Source organism: Haloplanus sp. GCM10025708 (assembly GCF_042663985.1).
GTDB lineage: Archaea > Halobacteriota > Halobacteria > Halobacteriales > Haloferacaceae > Salinirarus > Salinirarus marinus.
This window is the reverse complement of record NZ_JBHSZA010000011.1, coordinates 2,160,365-2,181,413: the sequence shown is the minus strand read 5'-3', so window position 1 is coordinate 2,181,413 and position 21,049 is coordinate 2,160,365. Positions and strand designations below refer to the sequence as shown.

Genomic DNA, 21,049 nt, shown 5'->3' with positions numbered 1-21,049 from the left:
ACCCAAGTATCCCCTCGCCGAACGTCCGCTATGGCAACGCTCACCGCGGTCATCAGCAGACTCCTGTCGAGCATCGTGGACCTCGCCGTCATCTTCCTGACCGACGTGGCCCTGACCGATCCCATCAGTTTCGTCATCTGGGCCGTCGGCGCGGGGCTGACGACGATCGCGGTCGCCTACTTCTCGGCGCTCGTCCTCGGCGGCCTCGCCGCGGCGGCGGTCGACGCTATCTAGTCCGGTCGTACGCGTCGGCCGCGAGCGACACGGCTGAATCGAGGTCGGGTCCCAGCGGCGACCCGACGACGACGCTGTCCGCGTAGTCGAGCACCGCGGCCATCCGGTCGGCCACCGTCTCGACGGTGCCGGCCATGCAGAAGGCGTCTATCATCGCCGGCGTCACCAGGCCGAACGCCTCGGAGAAGTCGCCGGCGCTGATTCGCTCGCCGATTTCCGTCGCCCGCTCGGCGTCGACGCCGTGGCGGTCGAGGACCGGCGGTGCCGCCGCGCCGGCGATGAACGCCACCGGTGGCCGGGCGGCCTCCCGCGCCGCCGCCTCGTCGTCGGCGACGCTGACGCTGGCGTAGGCCGCGAGGTCGAACTCGCCGAGGCCGGACAGCCGGTCTTTTCGCCCTCCTCGACCCGGTCGCGCGCCCAGGCGAGGTCCGCGGGGTGGGAGCCGTTGAACAGCAGGCCGTCGGCGTGTTTGGCGGCCATCCGACACATGTGTGGTCCCTCGCCGCCGACGTAAACCGGTATTTCGCCCGGCACCGAGAAGTTCAGGCCGGCGTCGTCGGCCTCGAAGGTGCCGTCGTGGGTGACGCGCTCGCCCGCCCAGAGGCGTTTCGCGACTTTGAACGCCTCCAGCACCGACCGCAGGCCGCGCTCCTCGTCGAGGCCGAGATTGCGGAGCGTCGACCGGTCGCCGGGGCCGATGCCGAAGACGGCGCGGCCGTCGCTCATCTCGGCGACCGTCGCCGTCTCGGAGGCGAGCGTCACCGGGTGTCGCTCGTAGGGGTTGACGACGCCCGGGCCGAGTCGGACGTCGTCCGTCTCGGCGGCCAACCGCGCGAGGACGGCGAACGGGTCGCGGTTGTTGTAGTGGGAGGCGGTGAAGACGGCGTCGTAGCCCTCGCGTTCGGCGTCGACGCCGAGCGCGACGACTTCCTCGACGGGGTGTTCGGGCGTGAGTTCAATCCCGAGCATACGACCACCCCCGGAGCGCCCGCCGGACGAAGTCGCGCTCCACGTCGCGGAACTGCTCGTCGCTCCCCTCGTGGTCGCCGAAGTCGAAGCCGCGGACGACGACGACGGGCGTGCCGCCCGCGCCCTCGCCGGCGACGAGGTTCGCCGCCGCCGCGAGCTCGTCGACGACGCTCTCGACGGTCACCGAGAGTTCGCGGCCCTCGCGGTCGCACTCCCCTCGCCAGTCCCGACTCGCCGGCAGTCCGGCCCACCCGACGGCGACGCCGCGCTGGCCGTGGCGGAACGGTCGTCCGCAGGTGTCCGTGACGACGACCCGGTCGGCGTCGACCCCCGACCGGATGCGCTCGGCGCTCTCGCTCGGCCGCTCGGGCAGCAACAGGAGGTCCGCGTCGGGGACGTTCGAGCGGTCGATGCCGGCGTTGACCGTGACGTGACCGAACCGCGTCTCGGTCAGCAGGAAGGAGACTCGATCAGGACGTCCGTGCTCTCCTCGAGGACGGCCTGGGCGAAGCGCGGGTCTTTCTCCTCGCCCGTGGCGGCTTCGAGGTTCGCGGCGAGTTCGCGGGCGCGAGGCCCGGCCGGGAAGTCGTCCAGGTCGGCGAGGCGGCCTTCGGCCTTCGAGACGACGGTGCTTGCGACACAGACCACGTCGTCCGGGCGGAGGTCGATCCGGTCGCCGACGAGGGTGGGGAGCGAGTCCCCGGGCCGGATCTCCGGCAGGTCGGGGACGGCGACGAGTTCGAGGTCCATACTCGCCATCGGGGTGGCCGCGGTAAAAACGCCGCGTCAGTGGTGAATCGCGCCGCTACTCTGGGAGGTGGGCCGCTACTCTGGGAGGTGGATCGCTACTCTACGAGGTGGGCCGCTACGCACACAGCGGTCCGGCGTACTCACTCCCCGCGGTGGAGCGTCACGTCCACGTCGCCGTCGTCGACGGTGACGGTCATCATCGTCGTCTCCGAGGCGGGGTCGGCCCCCGTCGCGCTCCCGGGGTTGAGGATGCGCGTGCCGTCCGTGACCTCGTCCGTGTACTCGTGGGTGTGGCCGGCGACGCCGACGGCCCCGTCCCGGCCGTGTTCGTTCACGGCGGCGACGACGCGCGCCCCGTAGCCGACGCGGTCGCCCGTCCCGTGCGTGACGACGAACTGGACGCCCTCCGTCTCGTAGGTGGCCACGTTCGGCAGGTCCACGCCGCCGCGGTCGACGTTCCCCCTCACCGCGGTCAGGTCCCCGCCGCTCATCTCCTCGACTCGTTCGAGCATCTCGGCCGTCTCGAAGTCGCCGGTGTGGATGGTGTGGTCCGCCGCCTCGACTCGTTCCCGGACCCATGCGGGGAGGCCCTCCGCCCGCGTCGGGACGTGCGTGTCGCCGATGATCGCGAGTTCCGTCGCCATAGGGGTAGTAGAACGACCACCGCAAAAGCCGTTATCCCGGCGGCGAATTCTCGGCCATGGGAGCCGTCGTCACCTGTTTCCTCCGCGACCGAGGGGACGTGTTGCTCGTCCGCCGGAGCGACGGGGCCTACGCGGGCCTGTGGGACGGCGTCTCGGGTCGCGTCGAGGGCGACTCGGCCGACGCCGGAACCGACGCCCGGCGGGTGCTCCGCGAGGTGGCGGGTGTGACCGACGCGACGCTCGTTCGCGCGGGCGACCCGCTCGAACCGCGGGACGGACCCCGGGAGCGGACGGTCTATCCGTTCCTCTTCGACGCCGACGAGGTGCCACGCAGATCGGGTAGTCGAGCGGTCGACGCCCGCAAGATTCACGAGGCGACGCCGAACGCCGAACTCGCGGCCGTCGAGTTGGCCCCGCCGCCGGCGATCCGGGAGCGGTCGACGGTCCCCGGACTCTGGGAGACCTACCGGCGGGTCGCGCCCACCGTCGCGACGGTCCGTGACGACGAGACGCACGGATCGGCGTGGATTTCGCGCCGCGCCCTCGACGTCCTGCGCGACGCGGCGGCCGTCGCTGACGACTGGGACGACGTCGCGGCCGTCGCACGCGACCTGCGCGCGGCCCGACCGAGCATGGCCGCCGTCGAGAATCGGGTGAATCGAGTCCTCTCGACGGCCGACCGGACGCCCGACGCGGTACGTCGGGGAGCGGAGGCGGCCATCGAGGCGGCCTGCGACGCGGGCGACGAGGCGGCCGCGACCGCGGCGGAACGCCTCTCGGGCACCGTCGCGACGCTCTCGCGGTCCGGGACGGTGCTGTCGGCGCTCCGGTCCGCCCGGCCGGCCGTCGTCGTCGGCGAATCGCGCCCCGCCCGCGAGGGCGTCGACGCCGCGGAACGGTTCGCCGAGGCGGGCCTCGACGCGACGCTCACCACCGACGCGGCGCTCTCGGCCCTCGTCGGCGGAGTCGACTCCGTGTTGATCGGAGCCGACGCCGTCCTCGCCGACGGGAGCGTCGTCAACAAAGTGGGGACGCGGGCGCTCGCGCTTTCGGCCGCTCGCGCCGACGTACCGGTGTACGCCGTCGCCGCCGCGGCCAAAATCCGCCCGGACGACCGGATGCACGGTGAGTCGGGCGACCCGTCGGCCGTCTACGACGGCGACGCCGACGTGTCGGTGTCGAATCCCGTCTTCGACCGGACGCCCGCGGACCTGATTACCGGCGTCGTCACCGAACGCGGCGTCCTCGACGTCGACGACGTGGCCGCGGTCGCCGCCGAACACCGCCGTCACGCTGCGTGGGACGACGCCGAGTGACACCGGACTCCGTGCCAGCGATTGCCGATGCGATCCCTTCAGTCGGGGTGAGAGCCGTTCGATGTCGACGAACGACGTGCGTCCCGACGTCCGACGAATCGGTTGGAAAGTATTATTGATGGATGCTCTCTGCGTGTAGACGAACATGCACACCCCAGACGGATTCTTGCACCCGTGGATGGCGGGCGGGTTTCTCGTCCTCAGCTGCCTCGTGTTGGCGATCGCCTCGCGTCGGGCGCGCGAGTCGCTGACGGAACACCGCGTTCAACTGTTCGCCGTAGTGGCCGCCGCAGTATTCGCCGCACAGATGCTCAATTGGCCGATTCCCGGTGGCACGAGCGCACATTTCGTCGGCGGCGCGTTCGCTGCGATCGTCCTCGGGCCGCATCTCGGGGCACTCGCCGTCGCGCTCGTCGTCGCCGTGCAGGCGCTCGTCTTCGGTGACGGCGGTGCGCTGGCTCTCGGCGCGAACGTCTGGAATATGGCGATCGTCCAAGCGTACGTTGGCTACGGTGTCTACGCCGCGCTCGCGGACCGCGACGAACGCCTGGCCGCCGTCGTCGGCGGCTGGCTCGGCATCACCGCCGCGGCGGCGTCCGCCGGCCTCCAGCTCGCCGTCTCGCCCGGCTTCGGCGGCGAGTTCCTCGCGGTGGTCGCCGTCATGGCTGGCGGTCATTTCCTCCTCGGCGTCGGCGAGGGCGTGCTGACGCTCTTGGGCGTCTGGCTGCTCGATCGAACCGGTGTCGACGCCGAACAGCTACGGCCGTCGGGTGTCCGCGCGTGAGCGTTCGGTCGTTCGCACGCGTGCGGTGGCAGCGCCGCTCGCTCGCCGGACTGCTCGGGTTGGTCCTGCTCGCCCCGGTCTGTGCGTGGGCAGCGGCACAGACGGGGTACGCCGAACCGATGGACAACGCCGCGGAACTCGCTGGCGTCGCGTCCGAGGCGGTCCCGACGGGGCTCAGTCTCTTCTCGGGGTACGCACTCCCGGGACTCGGGCCACGCGTCGGCACGCTCGGGGGTGCGCTGTTCGGAACGGCGCTGACGCTCGTTCTCGCGCTCGCCGTCGGTCGCCTCTTGGCCTCGGGAGCGGCAGTTCGGTAACACCCTCCGAGCGCCGCTCGATTTAGACGTACGGCCCCGTCGACTGTGTGGGGTGCGGTCGGTGCGCCCGCACACTCGTCTTGCCGTCGGGACCCGGTTCCGCGCTTCGACCGAAGTGCGTGACTTTTTGAACTCGAACGACGTACTGGTGGCTGGTGGTAATGACGAGACGTTACCCCCGCCGAGCCCCGTGTGACGAAGCGGTTATCCCGAGCCACCACGCATCTCGCGCCCGGTAGCGACGCCTACGCGACGAACTTCAACAGGTCGTCGCGCTTCTGGTCGTGAAACTGCGTCCGGAGGGCGTCGGTCAACGCGTCGACGTTCCCCCGCTTGGCGCTGATGGGCGCGATGACGTCGCCCCACTGTTTCCACGGCGGATACATACCGAGTCGGTCCGCGATGTCGTCGAGGCGTTCGTCACGGTCGTCGACCTTGTCCATCTTGTTCACCGCGACGACGGTGGGGATTTCGAGTTCCCGCAGGAACGAGAACAGCTCGACGACGTGGGCGATCTCGTCGCCGCCGCTGTGTCGGTCGATGATGTCCACCGCGCTCTTCCCGTCGAGGACGAGCACGCCGACGAGGATGTCGTCGGCGTTCGCTTCGAGATAGCGCACGACGTCGGTCTTGATCTGCTCGCGTTTCTCCTCCGGGACCCCTGCCATGAATCCGAACCCGGGGAGGTCGGTGAACATGAATCCCTCGGAGGCCCAGCCGAAGTAGTTAGGCGATCGGGTGACGCCGGGCTTCCGGCCCGCCGTGACGGCGTGCCCGGTCAGCTCCCGCATCACCGTCGACTTGCCGACGTTCGACCGGCCGACGAGAACGACTTCGTCGCGGTCGGGGCGGTTCTCGAACATGGCCGTCGTAGGGGGCTGGCGCGTTTAAGCCCGGCGTCTCGGCGATAGGGGATAAGTAGTTCCCCAGCAGAGTTACGTGAGTCCGGACGTTAGAGAGAGTCGGAACTGTGTGGGGGTGGGCGCTCTCGGTCGCCACCGGCCCTGCCGCAAAACCGTACGTACCATGACTGACGCAGGCACATCGGACTCGAACGCACCGAATCCCGCGTTGCGGGTCGACGACGCGGCGGCACTCGCTGACCGCATCATCGAGAACGTCGAACGGGTCATCGTCGGCCACCACGACGCCATCGAACACATCCTCGTGACGCTTCTCGCGCGCGGCCACCTCCTCCTGGAGGACGTCCCGGGCGTCGGGAAGACGATGCTCGCGCGCGCCGTGGCGACGTCCGTCGACTGCTCGTTCAAGCGCGTCCAGTTCACGCCGGACCTCCTGCCTTCGGACGTCACCGGCGTGAGCGTCTTCAACCAGAAGACGCGCGACTTCGAGTTCCGCGAGGGCCCGGTGTTCGCCAACGTCGTCCTCGGCGACGAGATCAACCGCGCGCCGCCGAAGACCCAGGCCGCGCTGCTGGAGGCGATGGAGGAGCGACAGGTCACCGTCGACGGCGAGACGCGGACGCTTCCGGATCCGTTTTTCGTTATCGCCACGCAGAACGACGTCGAGTCCGGACGGACGTACGACCTGCCGATAGCCGAAATCGACCGCTTCACGAAGAAACTCGAGCTCGGCTACCCCGACGAGAGCCAGGAGACGGAACTGCTCGGCCGCGTCGCCGGCCGCCACCCGATCGAGGAACTCGAACCGGTGGCGAGCGTCGAAGACGTCCGCGACGCCCGCGAAACCGTCGCCAACGTCGGGGTGAGCGAGCCGGTCCGGGCGTACGTCTCGCGGCTGGCGACGTTCACGCGCGACCGCGCGCCCCTCGGTGTCAGCCCGCGCGGCGGCATCGCCCTCGTCCGGGCGGCGCAGGCGCGGGCGATCCTCGACGGCCGCGACTACGTCCTCCCGGACGACGTCCAGACCGAAGCGCGGACCGTCTGGAGCCACCGCATCCAGGCCGGAACCGACGACACCGGCGAGTCGGTGGTCGCGGCCGCGCTCGACGGCGTCCCCGTGGAGTAGGATGCGCCCTCGAACCCTCCTGACGCTCCGGCCGACGCTCCGGGGCGTCGTCGTCGCCGCCGTCGCCGCCGGTAGCCTGTGGATGGCGGCGGCGTTCGGCGCGCGCTCGTTGAACGCGATCGTCGTCCCCGCGGCCGTCGCGCTCCTCGGTGCGGGGGTCTCGCTGCTGACGCTCGATCGGCCGACGCTGACCCGGTCGTCGCCGCCGAGCGGCTTTCCCGGCGACGAGCGAACGGTCACGCTGGCGTTCGACACCGACGACCCGTTCGTCGGCGTCGTCGTCGACGACCTGCCCGACGGCGTCGACGGCGACGCTCGCGTCGAGACGCTCGTCGGCGACGCCCCCGTCAGCTACGAGGTGACCTACCGCACACGCGGCGTCCACGACGTCGGTCCAGTTCGGGTCCGCGCGCGAGACGTCCTCGGTCTCGCCGAGCGGACGTTCGCGTGGGACGACCGCTCGACTGCGCTGGTTTACCCGCGCGTCTACCCCTCTCGGGGGCCGCCGTCTCCCGCCTGGAGGCGGGCCTCGACGAGCGCCCCGACGTCGACCGCGACGAGTTCGACCACCTCCGCGAGTACGTCCACGGCGACTCGCTGCGCGACGTCCACTGGAAGACGAGCGCCAAGCGCGACGACCTGATCGTCCAGCCGTTCCGCGCGGACCGCGAGACGCCGACGGTCAGACTCGCCGCGAGCGCCGACCCCGGGCGGGCGGACGCGATGGCCGAGGCGACGGCGAGCGTCGGGGCCGCGTTCCTGGGCGACGGCGTCTCGGTCGTCGTCTCGACGCCCGGCGGTCGCGTCGAGGCGTCGCCGGGCGAGCGCGACCGCCTCCTCGAACATCTCGCGGGCGTCGAGAGCGGCCCCGCCTCGACGGACGGCGCGGACGTGACCGTCCACGCCGGCGACGACACCGAGATCGCCATCGCCGGCGAGCGCATCAGTTTCGACCGCCTCCGCGACGGTCGCGTGACTCCCCGGGAGGTGGCGACGGCGTGAGCGTATCCACCCCGCTCCGGGAGACCGCCGACTTCCGACTGGCGGCGTTGCTCTCCGTGGCCCTCCTGACGTTCTCGTACACGAGCGTCCTCTATCACGTCACGGACGTCGTCGGCGGCCGGACGCTCATGATCGTCCTGATCGTCGGCGCGCTCGCTTTCGCCGTCGCCGTCGGCCGCGTCCTGCGGGTTCGGACGGCCGTCTTTCTCACCGCCCTCCTGCTCGGTGGCGGACTGGTCACCTACTTCCTCTCGGTGCCCGCGAGTCAGCGCGCGCTCATCTCTCCCGGTCGCGTCGGCGAGGACACGCTGGCGCTGTTGACGGGGCTCTCGATCCTGCGTCTCGCGGAGGCGAACGTCTGGGCGCTCTCCGTGACGCCCGGCCCCGTCTTTCTGTCGTGGTACTTCGCCGTCCGCGACCGGTTCGGCTGGAGCGTCGTCGTCGGCGGCGTCGCTCTCGGTCTGGTCGTCCTGACGGGCGACGCCGGGACGGTGACGACGCTCGCCGGCGTCGTCGGTGCCGTCGGTGCGGTCGGGTTCGGGGCGTTCGACCGCTACGGCGGGAGCGCCGTCCAGTTCGACACGCTGGTTGTCCTGTTGGCCACGATGATCGTCGTCTCGGCGTCGCTGTCGCTGGTCCCGGGCGGTGCCGCCGACCCCGCGTTGCCTTCGCGGAGTTCGACGACGGTCGAGGCGAACCTGGTCGAGGCCGAGGACAGGATCGACGTCCTGGGGAGCATCCGCCTCTCGCCGGAAGTCAGATTCACCGTCCGAAGCGCGGAGGGCGAGTACTGGCAGACGGCGACGTTCAACCGCTACACCGGGTCCGGGTGGGTGCGCGCCGGCGAGACGACGGCCTACGAGGACAATCTGCGCTACCCGCCGGGGGCGTCGCGCTCGCTCGAACAGACCGTCACCGCGAAGACGACCCTCGGCGCGATGCCCGCGGCGTGGCGACCGGTCGACGTCGACGGCCCCGCGGCCGCCGAGACGCTCGTCACGCCACAGGGCGGGCTCAGGCCCCGGACGGCCGTCGAGACGAACGCCTCCTACACGGTGACGAGTCGGATCCCCGAGTACACCCCCGAACGGCTCCGCCGCGCGGGCACCGACTACCCCGACTACGTGGAGGCCCAGTATCTCCAGTTGCCCGAGAGCACGCCAGACCGCGTCCGACAGCTGACCGACGAGGTGACGGCCAACGAGAGCACGCCCTACGGGAAGGCGACGGCCATCGAGGCGTATCTCGAAGCGACCAAGGAGTACTCGCTGACGGTCGAACGCCCCAGCGGCGACATCGCCGACTCGTTCCTCTTCGAGATGGACGCCGGCTACTGCACCTACTACGCGACGACCATGGTGGCGATGCTCCGTTCCGAGGGGGTCCCGGCCCGGTTCATCACCGGCTACACGTCCGGCGAGCGCACCAGCGACGAGTGGGTCGTCCGCGGCCTCGACTCCCACGCGTGGGTGCAGGTCTACTTCCCCGACGTGGGGTGGGTCCGCTTCGATCCGACGCCCGCCGACTCCCGGGAGACGGCCGAGCGGACGCGGCTGGCCGAGGCCCGACAGAACGCCAACGCGGACGTCGACACGTCGGCGACCGAACCGGACGCGGGAACGGCGACGCCGACGCCGACGCCGATGCCGACGCCGTCGGATTCGGAGACGCAAAACGTCACCCCCTCGCAGTCGAACGTCGACGCCGTCGAAGAGCGGGTGGAGGCCAGCGCGACGCCCGTTTCGCCCGTCGACACCGGGAGCGGCGGACTCCCCGAGTTGCCGTCGCGGCGCGTCCTCGCGCTCTGGGGCGTCGCCCTCGTCGGCGTCAGCGCCGGGGCGCGGCGGACGGGACTGAGCCGCCGACTCCACCGCGCCGTCTGGCTCCGCTACCAGCCGCGGAGCGGGATCCCGACGCCGACGCCGTCCGGGCGTTCCGTCGCCTCGAACACCTCCTCGAACGGCAGTACCGGGCCCGGGAGGCGTCGGAGACGCCGCGGGCGTACGTCCGGTCGGTGGCTCGAACGGCGGATTCGGAGCGGATGCAGGCCGTCCTCGGGGCGTACGAACGCGCCCGCTACGGAAGCGGTCTCACGCGCGCCGACGCCGACGCGGCGGTGCGGACGGTGGACGAACTCGTGCGCGAGTCGACGTATCCGGGTCGCTTGCGCAGTTCGTGAGCGGATCGCCCGCGCGTGCGAACAATGGCACATCCCGACACTGTTTAATAGCATCGTCCTGTAGGTTTACCCTGTAATGTCGGAAGTCTGCTCGACGTGCGGGCTCCCTGAGGAACTCTGCGTCTGCGAGGACGTGGCCAAGGAGTCTCAGGAGATCAACATCCGCATCGACGAGCGCCGTTACGGAAAGGAGGTAACGATCATCGAGGGGTTCGATCCGAAGGACGTCGACATGGACAGCCTGTCGTCGGACCTGAAGTCGAAATTCGCCTGCGGTGGTACGGTCGAAGACGGCGCAATCGAACTCCAGGGGAATCACACCGGCCGCGTGGAGGATTTCCTCCGCGAGAAGGGTTTCAACGTCGCGTGACCGTTACCTGACTTTCGCCCGCCCGTCGAGTTTTCGTCCCGTTCGAGGTTTTCGAGCCGCTAGAACGGCGATTCAGCGGGCTCCTCGGACGACGATTCGACGTCGCCCTCCCACGCCGCCAGGCCCCCTTTCATGCTCTCGACGCGCGCGCCCGCGGTTCCCTCGTAGGATTTGATGAGTCGGGCGGCCTGCTGGCTCGCCTGTCCGTGCGGACAGACGGTGACGATGCGCTCCGCGCTCTCTAGCGATTCGACCCGGTCCGGGAGTTCGCCGAACGGGATGTTCTCGCTCCCCGGGATGTGCTCCCGGGCGAACGCGCCCGGCGACCGGATGTCGACGATCCGCGGCGGATCGTCGCTGTCGAGCAACTCCGCGACCTCTTCGGGGGTGATTTCGTCGTCCATATCCTCGGTAACGTCCCTCCGGTGGATAAGCGTCCGGGTCTACAGCAACCCGTCCTCCCGCGCCAGCAACACGCCTTCGAGGGTGGCGTCGTTCGCGGAGGGCGTCCGAGCCACCGACAGGGCCTCCTCGACGGGGACGGCCCGCGGCGTGAGAAACTCGTTCGAGTCGAGTTCGCGGCCGACGGGCGTGAGTCCCTCGGCGTAGACGACCGCCCGCCGGTGGCGGAGGACGCCGGTGGCGACCCAGAAATCGGCGAGCAGGGAGACGCCGTCCGGATCGAAGCCCGTCTCTTCGCGGAGTTCGCGGGCCCCGGCCGTCGTGAACGACTCTCCGGATTCGACGATGCCGGCCGGCAGTTCGAGGTGCGTCTCGCGGACGGTCGGCCGGTACTGTTCGACGAACAGCACCCGGCCGTCCGTGACGGCGACGGCGACGACGGCCGGCGGCAACTCGGCCCAGTAGTACTTCTTCGTCCGGCCGTCGGGGAGTTCCACCAGGTCGTATCCGCCGGTGTACCACCCGGTTTCGTACTCCGTCACCGACTCCCGGACGGTCCACGCGGCGGCCGTCTCGGACCCGTCGCCCGAACCGCGACCGGTCACGCGCGGATCACCCGGATTCGGTATCGCCGGCCCCCGTCCTCGACCAGGACGGTCCCGTTCGACCGCGCGGCCGGGTTCCGGATCGCGAGGGCGTCCCGTTCGTCGAACGGCGAGTGGGCGAACGCCTCCTTCAGGCCGAGCGGGCCGGTCCGGTAGGGCGTCGATCGGTCGTCGGCGAGGGCGTCCGTGAGATACGGGTAGCGCCGCTCGGAGAGGTCGGTCACGTTCACCGCCGGACCGGCGTCGTCCGTCGGCGTCGCCACGAGATAGTACGGGTCGCCCGACCCGAGGAAACTCGGCACTGCGCCGAGAGCGAGGAGCGCGACGCCGACGGCGAACAGCGCGAGGAGCGCACGGCGCGTGGTCGGTCGCATAGGCGGGGTACGGCCGTCCACGATAAACCCGTTTCGTCACAGGCGGTCGCGATACAGCCGACCGAACGCCTGCCGGCGGAGCGTGCCGACGGCGGCCTCGCGTTCGTTCTGGAACGTCGCGGCCGCCGCCTCTTCGGCGAAGGGGGCGGCGTGCCAGACGACGTGATCGACGGCGTCGCTACCGGCCACCGTCACCTCGTAGTCGTGGCTCTCGCGCCACGCCTCGAACTCGTCGTCGGTGCCGACGGACACTTCCAGCAACGAGGCGAACAGGGCGTCGCGCGCCGTCTCGACGACGTCTCCCGTCACGCGCGACTCGTACTCCTCGCGGTCGAACTCCATCGCTTTCGCCGTCTCCCGCACCACCGTCCGGGCGGCGGGGCCGATCCGTTCGTAGGCCGCCCTGGCTTCCCCGACGGTGTCGAAGGAGAACACGCCCTCCGTCTCCATGGTCGTTCTCGCTACGTCAGGGGCTTACGCCTTTTCATCGTCGTCGAGCATCCGGCGCGTCAGTTCGCGGGCCTCCTCTATCACCCGCCGAGTCTCCGGATCGGACGCGTCGCCGTCGACGCCGGCGTCCGAGACCGGCGGTTCGCGGCCGTGGTCGTGATTCGAGTCGTCGAACAGCGATCCGGAGCCGTGGTCGTGGCGGTCGACGGTGTCCTCGAACACCTCGTCGTACTCGGCGTCGTCGGCGAACTCCGTGACGGCCGGTGCGAGTTCGGCCGCTCCCCGCGAGGCCCACTCGGGGACGCGGTCGTCCAGCCACGCCTCGTGGTCGCCGCCGTGGAGCATGGCGGTGAAGGCGAGGTGGTTGGCGAGATGCTCGCCGTCCCGCTGGGGGTGTCACACACCGGACAGCTGTATCCCATGCCCGGGGATTCGGCGGCGGCGGACAAAAGCCTCACGTCAGCCGTTGCGGGCGACCTGCCACTCCGCGACGTCGAGGACCAACACGAGGGCGTCCTCGCCGTCGCCGTAGTACTGGGGAACGCGCCGCACCGGCTGGAAGCCGACATCGCGATAGAGGCTCCGCGCGGCGTCGTTCCCCTCCCGGACCTCGAGTTTCACGAGGTGAGCGCCGCCGACGGCGAGCGACGCGAGCGCCCTGTCGAGGAGGCGTCGGCCGACGCCGCGGCCGCGTTCGTCGCGCCGAACCGCGAGGTCCTTGACGTGACCGATGTCGCGGCCGTGGTTCGGCGTGACGTCGCTGACGGTGTAGCCGACCACCTCGCTGCCGTCCGTCGCCACTGAAACCCCGCTTCGCCGAGGAAGCGTTCGAACGCCGTGTACGACCACGGCTCGTCGAAGCACGCCCGTTCGACACGGACCACCGAGAGGAGGTCCTCGCGTTCGACCCGGCGGATAGTCGCGTCGTCCGTCCCGGTCACGCTCGCCGCTACGGCCGGCGCGAGCAAAAGCGCAGCGTTCCCGTTCGATGACCCATATCGTGGAATCCTACATCAAACCGAAGAGACAACGGATATATGATATACTATTTATCGTGGCAGGTATAAAACCAGAAACGGAAGTAATTTTATTTCTGGAAAATAAACATAGTTTATTCTCCTATATCTAATAAATATTTATATTCGGGAACTTATTTGATACATAGGGGTGTGATTTCGATACACCACGAATTTAGTAAATATCTATAAACAGAGTCTTATCTGAAAGCATCTGAAAACAATTAAATACTCACTACGCCCGCCATGCAGGCCGGTTCGGGGTACGCCGCGAACGTAACAGGATTACTGTTGTTATTAGATGCCGCCGGATCCGTTACAGTACACGCCGCCGTTCGCTCTCTGTCGGTTTGCCAGCGACGTCGATAACAGAATTAGCTTTGTTATCTCTCCGATCGCCGTTCGATACCGACTGGAACCAGATTGTTCCACATCGTGGAACATCTCACGAGTAAGCGATCTCCAGTTCGATCTCGTTGGCGACGCCTTTCAGGGTCCGCGGGAGCTGCTCGCGGTAGAGGTCGCCTTCGAGGCGATGGGTCGGTCCGGAGACGGTGATCGCGCCGATGGCGCGTCCGTCGGGGTGTAACACCGGCACACCCACCGAACGCAGTCCGTTGATGTACTCTTGGTCGTTGAACCCGTGCCCGCGTTCGCGGACGCGGTCCAGTTCGTCGAGAAACTCGTCCCGGTCGGTGATGGTGTGTTCGGTCTGCTTCGGGAACTCGTGGTCGTCGAGGAGGTCGCTGACCTCGTCGTCCGGCATGTGCGCGAGGATGACTTTCCCGGCCGACGTCGCGTTCACGGGCATCCGCCGTCCGAGCCGTGACCCTGCACCGACGCCCTGCGGCCCGGTCGCGCGGTGAATGTAGATGATATCGCCGTGTTCCTCGACGAGGAACTGCGTCCGTTCTTCCGTTCGTTCGGCTGCTTCGCTACCTTCGGTTCGACGAGTTTGTAGACGTCCTTGCGTATCCGCGTGTAGCCCCCGATGTCGAGGAACTTCAGTCCCAACTGGTACTCGTTGCCCTCCTTGACGACGCACCCACACTCCAGCAACGTCGCGAGATACCGGTGTGTCGTACTCCGTGGCAGGTCCAGCTCGTTCGCGAGGTCGGTGAGGCGCGCTCCGTCCATCTCCATTAGCATTTCCACGATACGAAACATCCTCTGTATCGATTTGACGCCGGATTCCGTGTCTTCGTGTGCCATAATCGTTGATACTGCTTCACAACGATTAGTAATCAATTTTCCGCATTGAGGAAATATCGATCCGAACATCGATACCGCCACAGACGACCCGTAATCACCTACTTGCGGCCGATAGCGGCCAGCTGTCCTTCTAATCGAATATCCCGCTTCGACCGTTACTGGACGGTAATCGTCCGCTCCGGTCCAATAGTACTGAACCCGTATCGCGGGTGATTTTTCTCGTTTTCCCGGGGCGCTTCGCCCTTCTCCGCGTATAGGCTGGGTAGAACAGGCGTTCTGCGGAGAACTCTCCCGTCCCGCATCGTTGGTTTTCCGTACTGTTTGGTGTCGCCTACTTTTCGAGGTCCTGCCAGCGCTTGACGATGCCCCGCTCGCACAGCGCTTCGATTTCCGCTGGGGAGAAGCCGATCTCCGCGAGAATCTCCTCCGTATGTTCCCCGAACCGAGGAGCGTCTTCGGTCACCGGCGCGTAGTCGTCGAAGCGCGCCGGATATTCGAGTTCGACGTGTTCACCGATACCGTCTTGGTGGCGTCTGTTGACGATGCCGCGGAACTGGACGGCGTCGTCCTCGAACGCCTCGTCTACCGTCTGCATGGGCGCTACCAGTACGTCGCGTGCGAGGAGTTCCTCTACCCACGCCTCCGTCGGCCGGTCGCTCAGCCGTTCTTCCACTGCCGCGTCGATCTCGTCTTTGTGGTGCTGCCGGGCGAGCGGGGTGTCGAACCGCTCCGAGTCACGCCACTCGTCGAAGCCGAGGACCTCGCAGAAGTCGTCCCAGTCCTTGTCGAGGACGTTCAGCGCGACTGCGCCGTCGGCCGTCTCGTAGACGCCCTGGGGAACCAGACTCGAACGGATCTCGGGCGGTGCGGTGCCTTCCGCCGAATACTGTGCCGCTTCGTGGTTGAGCAACGAGACCAGGCCGTCGAGCAACGACAGGTCGATGTGTTGGCCCCCTTCGCCGTTGTACCGCCCGACGAGCGCCGCGAGGACGGAAATCGTGGCGTACATACTGCCCGTGATGTCCGCCAGATAGACGCCCGTCAGCGCCGGCCCGCCGGCGTCGGCACTGTTCTGGTGGACGACGCCGCTCATCGCCTGAATCAGCGTGTCGATGCCGCCGCGGTCGTTGTACGGGCCCGTCTCCCCGTAGCCGGAGATCGAGCAGTAGATGACGTCTTCGTTGTACTCGCGGACGTCCTCGTAGCCGAGTCCGAACTCGGACATCTTGTTCGGCCGGAGATTCTCGAGGATGATGTCCGCGTCCGCGGCCAGCGACTCGAACACCTCCTTGCCCTCCTCGGATTTCAGGTCGAGTGCGAGGCTCCGCTTCCCCCGGTTGTACTGGGCGAAGCGGTGGGTCAGGTCGTCGGGGGTCCCGTCGTCGTATCGATGTTCGAGATATCGGTAGGGGTCGCCACGGGAGATGTGTTCGACCTTGACGACGTCCGCACCGAGTTCGGCCAGCATCCGCGAGGCGAACGGCCCCGCGAGAAACACGTCTACACAGATGACTTTTACACCGGACAGCATGGGAGTCCATGCCAATCGAACACGTATAGATGTTTTGTCTCTCTCGCGGAGCGGCGGACGGTACTGAGAGTCGTCGGGCGAAGCCGATCGTCGCGCTCCGCGATTCGACGGCACCGCTCGCCCGGGTCGTTCCGTGAGCGTCTCCGGAGCGGTTCGGGTTCCGCGTATCGCCCTATCGGCATATCCGCACAGAAATTGGCCATACGGGCCTGCAGAGCCGACCGTAACGCAGCGGCGTCCGAACAGCGTCGTGTGTGGTGACAAAACATATATGTTGGATGGCTGAGAACGGCCGGCGATGTCCAAACCGACACGTTCGCTCGACGTGGAGATAGTCGATTCAGACTTCCACACCACCGAAAGCGAGAGCGACCTCTATCCGTACCTCGAAGCACCGTTCGACGAGATGCTGCAAGTCGACGACAGCTACTTCGGCCAGTTCTACCCGTCGGCGGGGTACGTGACGCCGGTCGACACCGGCCGCGCCGAGATGGACAAGATCCGGTCCGCGGACGACGTGCGCGACGCGATGGAACTGCTCGGGACCGACGCGTCCGTCATCACGCCCGGCCTCAACCTCCGGTTGGGGATGGTCCACCACGACGACCTCGCGGCGGCGTTCGCGACTGCCTACAACGAGTGGGCTCTCGATACGATCCTCGACGACGTCGACGACGTGTACGGGACGGCCGTCGTCGCGCCGCAGAAACCCGAGAAAGCGGTCGCCGAGATCGAGCGCCGCGCCGACGAGACGTCCGTCGTCGGCGTCACCATCCCCAGCGGCGGGATGACGCCGCCGGCCGGCCACGAACGCTACTTCCCGATCTACGAGGCGGCCGAACGCGCCGGTCTGCCGGTCCTCCTGCACAACGCCGGGACGGGGCTGATGGCGAACTTCCCCACCAGTGGCAGTGGACGAACCGCTACATCGACGTGCACGTCCCGTACCACGCGGCCGAACACATGTTCCACCTCTCGACGCTCCTGACCAACGCGGTCCCCGTCCGCTATCCCGACCTCGAATTCGTGATCCAGGAGGCGGGCGTCGGGTGGATCCCGTATTTCCTCCACCGCTACGACAACGAGTATTCGGAGAAACGCGAGGACGCGTCGATGCTGGAGAAGACGCCCAGCGAGTACATCCGCGACCAGTTCTACTTCACGAGCCAACCGCTGGAGGGGACCGAGGACCCGAGCTACGTCTGTAACATGATCCGTATGTTCGGCGGAGCCGAGAGTCTGATGTTCTCCTCGGACTACCCCCACTTCGATTTCGACTTCACTGACCAGCTCTTGCAGATGCTCCGCCGCGAATTCTCCACTGCCGAGATCGAGAACATCTACGGAGCCACCGCGAAGGCGGTGTACGGCATCTGACCATGAGCGACGCAGCCGACGCCGACGACCTGCACTTCGTCGCTTCCGCCGACGACCTCCCGCCGGGCGATCGCCTCGTGGTCGACGTCGAGAACCGCGAAATCGCCCTCTTCAACCTCGATGGCGACTACTACGGGCTCTCGAACTACTGCGTCCATCAGGGTGGCCCCGCCTGCGAGGGTCGACTGGGCGGCCTCCTGGTCGAGACCGACGACGAACTCCGCTACGACCGACGCGGGGAGATCGTCTCCTGTCCGTGGCACGGGTGGGAGTTCGACGTGAAAACCGGGTCGCACGTCGCCCGCCCGGACCAGTACCGACTGCCGACTTACGAGGTACTCGAATCCGACGGCGACCTGTACGTCCGCTTCTGATCTCGGCCGCTTCACAAATTTTATTTACGCCGAATTTGACTTGCGGCGTGATGTTCGATAGTAGGCGACGAATGTCGAGTAGACGCAGCTGGCTGAAAACAGTGGGAGCTGTCGGTACCGTCGGCCTCGCCGGATGTGCCGGCGGCGGCGGTGGCGGCTCGTCGGGCGGCGATGGCGGCTCGTCGGGCGGCGGTGGCAGCACCGATGGCGGCGATTCGTCCGGTGGGTCGACGACGGGAAGCAGCGGCGAGTGGCCGGACCTCAGCGGGAAGGAGGTCCACTTCGTCACTGACGAAGCTTCCGACGCGTCCAAGCAGTTCTGGAACGGCGTCGCGAGCGACTTCGAGGAAGCGACGGGCGCGTCGACGAAAATGGAGTACGTCGGCATCGGCACCGGTGGTATGGAGCGAATCACGCAGTTGATTCAGGCCGGTGACCCGCCCGAGATCTTCACGATGAACGCCGCGAACGCTTCGACGTTCCGATCCGAGGGCGTCCTCGCACCGGTCGACGACGCGTTCGACCAGTTCACCGAAGTGACCGGGCAACCCGAAGAACAGGCGACCGTCAAAGTGAACGGCCACCAGTGGTACGTTCCGCTGTGGTTCAACACGGTGTGTTACTACTACCGGAGCGACCTCTCCGACATCGTCCCCGACACGTGGGAGAAAGCCCAGGCGTACGCCAAGGAGGTCGACGAGGCCGACAACGGCGTGCGCGGGACGTACGTGCCGGCCGGTCCCGGGGCACACGTCTGTTACCGCATCATGTCGTGGATGTACTCCAACGAAGGATCGTTCATGCAGTGGAACAACGACGACCAGATCGAGGTCGCCTACGACTCCGGCGAGAACCGCACGAAACTCGTCGAGACGCTGAACTACATCAAAGAGCGCCAGCAGTACTCGCCGGTCGCGTCCGACTCGAACTACACGACGTGGTCGAACTCCATCCCGAACGAGGTGGCTGGGTCGACCCCTATTCCGGCTTCCGACCCGTCGTGCAGTCGGTCACGAACGACCGGTCGTTCGCGAAGGACGTCAGCGTCGTGCCCGGGATGCCGAAGGCTCCGAGCGGAACGAACCGATCCGTCGCCGCGTCCGACGGGATGGGGACGTTCAAAGGGGCCGACCAGGAGGCGGCCCGCGCGTTCATCAACTTCACTCTGCAGGAGGAGTACCTGACGGACCTCTACATGATGCTGACGCCGGTCCACAACGTCCCGGCGTTCCCCGAGTTCCGTAGCAGCACGGCCTACCAGGACGCGCTGAAGGGCCTCGAAGGCTGGCCGACCGACGCCATCACGACCTACCAGGAGGACGTGAAGTTCAAGACGCGGCCGAACGACACGGACCCGCCGAACCCGTACGCCGGGGCGTCGTACGCGTCGCCGCCGCTCTGGAACATGCAGGTCGACCTGCTCGTCAAGGACAAGTCGCCCGAGGCGGTCATCGACGAATACGCGCCCAAGCACCAGGAGATCATCGACGAAGCGCAGAACTGATCCCGCAAACACCGGCCGCGTGACCGTCCGCCGTTTTATTTTTCCACACCGCCGTTTCCGCGTTCTCGCCCGACGTGTGTAGCCCGAGCGCTCTCGCCCGACGTGAGACCCTTCTGTGCGTTCGAACCCGGGACTTCTTACGAAATCTTTATTTATTGTGAATTTAACAGTGGGTATGATGTCCGATAGCAAGAACCATACGGCGAAACGACGAACGTGGTTGAAGACAGTTGGTGCTGCCGGGACCGTTGGCCTCGCCGGATGTAGTGGTGGGGGCGGTGGATCGTCCGGTGACGGCGGCGGGTCGTCCGGTGGCAACGGCGGCGGGTCGTCCGGCGGCGGGTCGTCCGGCGGCGGGTCGTCTGACGGGACGACGACGGGAAGCAGCGGCGAGTGGCCGGACCTCAGCGGGAAGGAGGTCCACTTCGTCACCGACGAAGCCTCCGACACCTCCAAGCAGTTCTGGAACGGCGTCGCGAGCGACTTCGAGGAAGCGACGGGCGCGTCGACGAAAATGGAGTACGTCGGCATCGGTACCGGCGGCATCGAGCGAATCACGCAGCTGATTCAGGCCGGTGACCCGCCCGAGATCTTCACGATGAACGCTTCGAACGCCTCGACGTTCCGGTCCGAGGGCGTCCTCGCGCCCGTCGACGAAGCGTTCGACCAGTTCACCGAGGTGACCGGTCAGCCCGAGGACCAGGCGACCGTCGAAGTGAACGGCAACCAGTGGTTCGTTCCGCTGTGGTTCAACACGGTCTGTTACTACTACCGGAGTGACCTCTCCGACATCGTCCCCGACACGTGGGAGAAGGCCCAGCAGTACGCCCAGGAGGTCGACGAGGCCGACAACGGCGTGCGCGGGACGTACGTGCCGGCCGGTCCCGGCGCACACGTCTGTTACCGCATCATGGCGTGGATGTACTCCAACGGCGGGTCGTTCATGCAGTGGAACAACGACCGGATCGAGGTCGCCTACGACTCCGGCGAGAACCGCACGAAACTCGTCGAGGCGCTGAACTACATCAAAGAGCGCCAGCAGTACTCCCCGAACGCGTCCGACTCGAACTACACGACGTGGACGAACGCCATCCCGAACGAGGTCGCCGGTTCCTCCGCGTACGTCGGATTCCGCCCCGTCGTGCAGTCGGTCGCGAACAACCGCTCGTTCACGGACAGCGTCGAGGTCGTGCCCGGGATGCCGAGCGCTCCGGGCGGAACGAACCGGTCCGTCGCCGCGTCCGACGGCATGGGGACGTTCAAAGGAGCCGATCAGGAGGCTGCGAGAGCGTTCATCAACTTCACCCTGCAGGAGGAGTACCTGACGCAGATCTACATGATGCTGACGCCGGTCCACAACGTCCCGGCGTTCCCCGAGTTCCGTAGCAGCTCCACCTACCAGGACGCGCTGAAGGGCCTCGAGGGCTACCCCATGGACGCCATCAAGTCCTACCAGGAGGACGTGAAGTTCAAGACGCGGCCGAACGACACGGACCCGCCGAACCCGTACGCCGGGGCGTCGTACAACTCCCCGCCGTTCTACAACATGCAGGTCGACCTGCTGGTCAAGGACCGATCGCCCGAGGCGGTCATCGACGAGTACGCGCCCCAGCACCAGGAGGTCATCGACGAAGCACAGGGCTGACACCG

General features: G+C 67.4%; 24 protein-coding genes and 4 pseudogenes. 15 read left to right on the top strand and 13 right to left on the bottom strand.

Annotated elements, in window-relative coordinates:
- The first annotated feature begins 30 nt into the window (after positions 1-30).
- Complete coding sequence (locus tag ACFQJD_RS15380) at positions 31-234, top strand: hypothetical protein (protein ID WP_379799407.1); 204 nt, start codon at positions 31-33, stop codon at positions 232-234.
- Here the strand turns inward: ACFQJD_RS15380 and ACFQJD_RS15375 are convergent.
- From ACFQJD_RS15375 to ACFQJD_RS15365, 3 genes and pseudogenes are all read right to left on the bottom strand, one after another.
- Positions 227-1,203, bottom strand: a pseudogene (locus ACFQJD_RS15375) (5,10-methylenetetrahydromethanopterin reductase). The gene ACFQJD_RS15380 and the pseudogene ACFQJD_RS15375 overlap by 8 nt on opposite strands.
- Positions 1,190-1,953 (bottom strand): annotated as a pseudogene (locus tag ACFQJD_RS15370) (coenzyme F420-0:L-glutamate ligase). Before ACFQJD_RS15370 ends, ACFQJD_RS15375 begins: the two co-directional pseudogenes overlap by 14 nt.
- 140 nt (positions 1,954-2,093) lie before the next feature.
- Complete coding sequence (locus ACFQJD_RS15365) at positions 2,094-2,597, bottom strand: metallophosphoesterase family protein (RefSeq protein ID WP_379799405.1); 504 nt, start codon at positions 2,595-2,597, stop codon at positions 2,094-2,096.
- A gap of 56 nt (positions 2,598-2,653) precedes the next feature.
- Between ACFQJD_RS15365 and ACFQJD_RS15360 the strand changes: the two genes are divergently transcribed.
- From ACFQJD_RS15360 to ACFQJD_RS15350, 3 genes are all read left to right on the top strand, one after another.
- A complete protein-coding gene (locus ACFQJD_RS15360) occupies positions 2,654-3,913 on the top strand; it encodes an NUDIX domain-containing protein (RefSeq protein WP_379799402.1) in 1,260 nt (419 codons plus the stop codon).
- A gap of 145 nt (positions 3,914-4,058) precedes the next feature.
- Positions 4,059-4,697, top strand: a complete 639-nt coding sequence (locus tag ACFQJD_RS15355; protein ID WP_379799400.1) for an energy-coupling factor ABC transporter permease — start codon at positions 4,059-4,061, stop codon at positions 4,695-4,697.
- Positions 4,694-5,014: a metal transporter gene (locus ACFQJD_RS15350; protein ID WP_379799398.1), complete on the top strand. Its 321-nt coding sequence runs from the start codon at positions 4,694-4,696 to the stop codon at positions 5,012-5,014. Before ACFQJD_RS15355 ends, ACFQJD_RS15350 begins: the two co-directional genes overlap by 4 nt.
- 245 nt (positions 5,015-5,259) lie before the next feature.
- Here ACFQJD_RS15350 and engB read toward each other — a convergent pair whose 3' ends face one another.
- Positions 5,260-5,877 carry a GTP-binding protein EngB gene (gene engB, locus ACFQJD_RS15345; protein WP_379799396.1) on the bottom strand — a complete coding sequence of 206 codons (618 nt, stop codon included), beginning with the start codon at positions 5,875-5,877 and terminating at the stop codon, positions 5,260-5,262.
- Between the two features lie 163 nt (positions 5,878-6,040).
- On the opposite strand from engB, the gene ACFQJD_RS15340 reads away from it, so the two are divergent.
- Genes ACFQJD_RS15340 through yciH form a run of 5 tightly spaced genes read left to right on the top strand, consistent with a single transcriptional unit; the run spans position 6,041 to position 10,554 of the window.
- Complete coding sequence (locus tag ACFQJD_RS15340; protein ID WP_379799394.1) at positions 6,041-7,003, top strand: AAA family ATPase; 963 nt, start codon at positions 6,041-6,043, stop codon at positions 7,001-7,003.
- A 1-nt stretch (position 7,004) separates the two neighbouring features.
- Positions 7,005-7,646: a hypothetical protein gene (locus ACFQJD_RS15335; protein WP_379800609.1), complete on the top strand. Its 642-nt coding sequence runs from the start codon at positions 7,005-7,007 to the stop codon at positions 7,644-7,646.
- Positions 7,601-8,005: a DUF58 domain-containing protein gene (locus tag ACFQJD_RS15330; RefSeq protein WP_379800558.1), complete on the top strand. Its 405-nt coding sequence runs from the start codon at positions 7,601-7,603 to the stop codon at positions 8,003-8,005. The genes ACFQJD_RS15335 and ACFQJD_RS15330 overlap by 46 nt, the downstream gene beginning before the upstream one ends.
- Positions 8,002-10,248 (top strand): transglutaminase domain-containing protein, encoded by a 2,247-nt coding sequence (locus tag ACFQJD_RS15325; RefSeq protein ID WP_379799392.1) that lies wholly within the window; start codon positions 8,002-8,004, stop codon positions 10,246-10,248. Before ACFQJD_RS15330 ends, ACFQJD_RS15325 begins: the two co-directional genes overlap by 4 nt.
- Before the next feature lie 12 nt (positions 10,249-10,260).
- Positions 10,261-10,554: a stress response translation initiation inhibitor YciH gene (yciH, locus tag ACFQJD_RS15320; protein ID WP_379799390.1), complete on the top strand. Its 294-nt coding sequence runs from the start codon at positions 10,261-10,263 to the stop codon at positions 10,552-10,554.
- 59 nt (positions 10,555-10,613) lie between these two features.
- On the opposite strand, the gene ACFQJD_RS15315 is transcribed toward yciH, so the two are convergent.
- From ACFQJD_RS15315 to ACFQJD_RS15275, 9 genes and pseudogenes are all read right to left on the bottom strand, one after another.
- Positions 10,614-10,958, bottom strand: a complete 345-nt coding sequence (locus ACFQJD_RS15315; protein ID WP_379799388.1) for a rhodanese-like domain-containing protein — start codon at positions 10,956-10,958, stop codon at positions 10,614-10,616.
- 39 nt (positions 10,959-10,997) lie between these two features.
- Positions 10,998-11,561, bottom strand: a complete 564-nt coding sequence (locus tag ACFQJD_RS15310; RefSeq protein ID WP_379799386.1) for an NUDIX hydrolase — start codon at positions 11,559-11,561, stop codon at positions 10,998-11,000.
- Positions 11,558-11,935 carry a hypothetical protein gene (locus ACFQJD_RS15305; protein WP_379799384.1) on the bottom strand — a complete coding sequence of 126 codons (378 nt, stop codon included), beginning with the start codon at positions 11,933-11,935 and terminating at the stop codon, positions 11,558-11,560. The genes ACFQJD_RS15310 and ACFQJD_RS15305 overlap by 4 nt, the downstream gene beginning before the upstream one ends.
- Positions 11,936-11,971: 36 nt before the next feature.
- Positions 11,972-12,385, bottom strand: a complete 414-nt coding sequence (locus ACFQJD_RS15300; RefSeq protein WP_379799382.1) for a DUF5809 family protein — start codon at positions 12,383-12,385, stop codon at positions 11,972-11,974.
- Positions 12,386-12,409: 24 nt separating this feature from the next.
- Positions 12,410-12,807 (bottom strand): annotated as a pseudogene (locus tag ACFQJD_RS15295) (DUF5810 domain-containing protein).
- A 37-nt stretch (positions 12,808-12,844) separates the two neighbouring features.
- Positions 12,845-13,326 (bottom strand): annotated as a pseudogene (gene rimI, locus ACFQJD_RS15290) (ribosomal protein S18-alanine N-acetyltransferase).
- Between the two features lie 520 nt (positions 13,327-13,846).
- Positions 13,847-14,212 (bottom strand): IclR family transcriptional regulator, encoded by a 366-nt coding sequence (locus ACFQJD_RS15285; RefSeq protein WP_379799380.1) that lies wholly within the window; start codon positions 14,210-14,212, stop codon positions 13,847-13,849.
- Positions 14,203-14,538, bottom strand: a complete 336-nt coding sequence (locus tag ACFQJD_RS15280; protein WP_379799378.1) for a helix-turn-helix domain-containing protein — start codon at positions 14,536-14,538, stop codon at positions 14,203-14,205. The genes ACFQJD_RS15285 and ACFQJD_RS15280 overlap by 10 nt, the downstream gene beginning before the upstream one ends.
- Before the next feature lie 406 nt (positions 14,539-14,944).
- A complete protein-coding gene (locus ACFQJD_RS15275) occupies positions 14,945-16,144 on the bottom strand; it encodes a CaiB/BaiF CoA transferase family protein (protein WP_379799376.1) in 1,200 nt (399 codons plus the stop codon).
- A 298-nt stretch (positions 16,145-16,442) separates the two neighbouring features.
- On the opposite strand from ACFQJD_RS15275, the gene ACFQJD_RS15270 reads away from it, so the two are divergent.
- From ACFQJD_RS15270 to ACFQJD_RS15245, 6 genes are all read left to right on the top strand, one after another.
- The gene (locus ACFQJD_RS15270) at positions 16,443-17,132 is read left to right on the top strand and encodes an amidohydrolase family protein (protein WP_379799374.1); all 690 of its coding nucleotides are present in this window, start codon (positions 16,443-16,445) and stop codon (positions 17,130-17,132) included.
- Positions 17,108-17,521 (top strand): amidohydrolase family protein, encoded by a 414-nt coding sequence (locus ACFQJD_RS15265; protein WP_379799372.1) that lies wholly within the window; start codon positions 17,108-17,110, stop codon positions 17,519-17,521. The genes ACFQJD_RS15270 and ACFQJD_RS15265 overlap by 25 nt, the downstream gene beginning before the upstream one ends.
- A 2-nt stretch (positions 17,522-17,523) precedes the next feature.
- On the top strand, positions 17,524-17,895 hold the full coding sequence (locus ACFQJD_RS15260; RefSeq protein ID WP_379799370.1) for a Rieske (2Fe-2S) protein: 372 nt from the start codon (positions 17,524-17,526) through the stop codon (positions 17,893-17,895).
- A gap of 101 nt (positions 17,896-17,996) precedes the next feature.
- Positions 17,997-19,079 carry an extracellular solute-binding protein gene (locus tag ACFQJD_RS15255; protein ID WP_379799368.1) on the top strand — a complete coding sequence of 361 codons (1,083 nt, stop codon included), beginning with the start codon at positions 17,997-17,999 and terminating at the stop codon, positions 19,077-19,079.
- Complete coding sequence (locus ACFQJD_RS15250; RefSeq protein ID WP_379799366.1) at positions 19,004-19,399, top strand: hypothetical protein; 396 nt, start codon at positions 19,004-19,006, stop codon at positions 19,397-19,399. The genes ACFQJD_RS15255 and ACFQJD_RS15250 overlap by 76 nt, the downstream gene beginning before the upstream one ends.
- A gap of 175 nt (positions 19,400-19,574) precedes the next feature.
- A complete protein-coding gene (locus ACFQJD_RS15245) occupies positions 19,575-21,044 on the top strand; it encodes an extracellular solute-binding protein (protein WP_379799364.1) in 1,470 nt (489 codons plus the stop codon).
- Positions 21,045-21,049 lie beyond the last annotated feature (5 nt).

Coding starts and splice junctions, on each gene's coding strand:
- ACFQJD_RS15380 (WP_379799407.1), top strand. CDS start 31: ATGGCAACGCTCACCGCGGTCATCAGCAGACTCCTGTCGAGCATCGTG.
- ACFQJD_RS15365 (WP_379799405.1), bottom strand. CDS start 2,597: ATGGCGACGGAACTCGCGATCATCGGCGACACGCACGTCCCGACGCGG.
- ACFQJD_RS15360 (WP_379799402.1), top strand. CDS start 2,654: ATGGGAGCCGTCGTCACCTGTTTCCTCCGCGACCGAGGGGACGTGTTG.
- ACFQJD_RS15355 (WP_379799400.1), top strand. CDS start 4,059: ATGCACACCCCAGACGGATTCTTGCACCCGTGGATGGCGGGCGGGTTT.
- engB (WP_379799396.1), bottom strand. CDS start 5,877: ATGTTCGAGAACCGCCCCGACCGCGACGAAGTCGTTCTCGTCGGCCGG.
- ACFQJD_RS15340 (WP_379799394.1), top strand. CDS start 6,041: ATGACTGACGCAGGCACATCGGACTCGAACGCACCGAATCCCGCGTTG.
- ACFQJD_RS15335 (WP_379800609.1), top strand. CDS start 7,005: ATGCGCCCTCGAACCCTCCTGACGCTCCGGCCGACGCTCCGGGGCGTC.
- yciH (WP_379799390.1), top strand. CDS start 10,261: ATGTCGGAAGTCTGCTCGACGTGCGGGCTCCCTGAGGAACTCTGCGTC.
- ACFQJD_RS15315 (WP_379799388.1), bottom strand. CDS start 10,958: ATGGACGACGAAATCACCCCCGAAGAGGTCGCGGAGTTGCTCGACAGC.
- ACFQJD_RS15305 (WP_379799384.1), bottom strand. CDS start 11,935: ATGCGACCGACCACGCGCCGTGCGCTCCTCGCGCTGTTCGCCGTCGGC.
- ACFQJD_RS15300 (WP_379799382.1), bottom strand. CDS start 12,385: ATGGAGACGGAGGGCGTGTTCTCCTTCGACACCGTCGGGGAAGCCAGG.
- ACFQJD_RS15285 (WP_379799380.1), bottom strand. CDS start 14,212: ATGCCCGTGAACGCGACGTCGGCCGGGAAAGTCATCCTCGCGCACATG.
- ACFQJD_RS15280 (WP_379799378.1), bottom strand. CDS start 14,538: ATGGACGGAGCGCGCCTCACCGACCTCGCGAACGAGCTGGACCTGCCA.
- ACFQJD_RS15275 (WP_379799376.1), bottom strand. CDS start 16,144: ATGCTGTCCGGTGTAAAAGTCATCTGTGTAGACGTGTTTCTCGCGGGG.
- ACFQJD_RS15270 (WP_379799374.1), top strand. CDS start 16,443: ATGTCCAAACCGACACGTTCGCTCGACGTGGAGATAGTCGATTCAGAC.
- ACFQJD_RS15265 (WP_379799372.1), top strand. CDS start 17,108: ATGTTCCACCTCTCGACGCTCCTGACCAACGCGGTCCCCGTCCGCTAT.
- ACFQJD_RS15260 (WP_379799370.1), top strand. CDS start 17,524: ATGAGCGACGCAGCCGACGCCGACGACCTGCACTTCGTCGCTTCCGCC.
- ACFQJD_RS15250 (WP_379799366.1), top strand. CDS start 19,004: ATGGGGACGTTCAAAGGGGCCGACCAGGAGGCGGCCCGCGCGTTCATC.
- ACFQJD_RS15245 (WP_379799364.1), top strand. CDS start 19,575: ATGATGTCCGATAGCAAGAACCATACGGCGAAACGACGAACGTGGTTG.